The 1081-nt window shown below is 47.3% G+C and carries 2 protein-coding genes; both read right to left on the reverse strand.

Annotation, left to right across the window (positions count from 1 at the left end):
• Positions 1-99: 99 nt before the first annotated feature.
• Positions 100-792, reverse strand: a complete 693-nt coding sequence (locus ACWHAR_RS22835; RefSeq protein WP_003227015.1) for an LrgB family protein — start codon at positions 790-792, stop codon at positions 100-102.
• The coding region (locus ACWHAR_RS22840; RefSeq protein ID WP_452087919.1) for a CidA/LrgA family protein at positions 762-1081 on the reverse strand (320 nt) is incomplete at its 5' end. The genes ACWHAR_RS22840 and ACWHAR_RS22835, both read right to left, overlap by 31 nt.

Here is a 1081-nt window from a genome sequence, read left to right on the forward strand (position 1 = left end):
CCGAATGATGTTGATTTGTCTAAGGATTTTCAGCCGCTGATTGATTTTTTTGTTTCTTAAACGAAAAAGACTGCCCTCCCCCGGGGCAGTCTTTCTTTGTTAAATATGAAACAGCCAGACGACGAGCGGGCCGAAGAATGAGCCGAGCACCGCACAAAGCGTCATGGATACGGAACTCATGGATACGGCCAATTCCCCATATTCCAATGCTTTAGAGGTGCCCAGTGCATGGGAGGCGCTGCCTAATGCAATGCCTTGTCCTAGGGAACTGCGTATGCGAAGCCATTTTAGGAAAAGCGGCCCGAGGATGACGCCTGAAAAGCCCGCAATCATGACAAATACGACTGTCATGGAAGGGACGCCGCCAAGACCGGCGGCGATCTGAATAGCGACAGGTGTTGTGATCGACTTTGGCAGAATGGATAATAAGAGATCATGATCAATCCCGAATGCTTCTGCGAAGATCAGCCCGCTGATCATTCCCATGCATAATCCGACCAGGACGCCGCCTAGAATTGGAACACAATGTTTGACAATAATATGCCATTGTTTATAAAGCGGATAGGCCAGTGCCACGACAGCCGGCCCAAGCAAAGAATTGATCCATTTCCCCCCGATCATATAGCCTTCATAGGAAACATGAAACATCATCAAAGCCGCTACAATCAAAATGGTCGTTGTCAGAACGGGGATAAGAAATGGAAGCGGGAATCGCTTATAGAGTTTGACCATCGCTAAATAAGCGGCAACTGTTAAAAGAATTATAATGATCGCGATGCATGCTTGCTGCATTTCTCTTTCTCCTCCCGTTTTTTTGCTTTTTTCTCTAATAGCTGGCTGGCGAATCCAGCCGCAATGATCGTGACGATGGTGCTCAGAACGACTGTAATCAGCAGCATCAGACCATTGAATGAAATGAGAGACGGATAGTTTATCACTCCTGTCATTGCCGGGATGAACAACAATGGAAGGAAGGATAATATAAACCCTGCTCCGTCTTCAATGATGGAGACGGGAACAATACGGAGGCCTAAGCAGATCAGAAGCAATACCAATCCAACGATGCTTCCTGACACGGGTA

Source organism: Bacillus sp. LR--39 (genome assembly GCF_053613335.1).

What these genes read in the sequence shown, in the direction of transcription:
- ACWHAR_RS22835 (WP_003227015.1), bottom strand. Translation starts at nt 792, where the DNA reads ATGCAGCAAGCATGCATCGCGATCATTATAATTCTTTTAACAGTTGCC.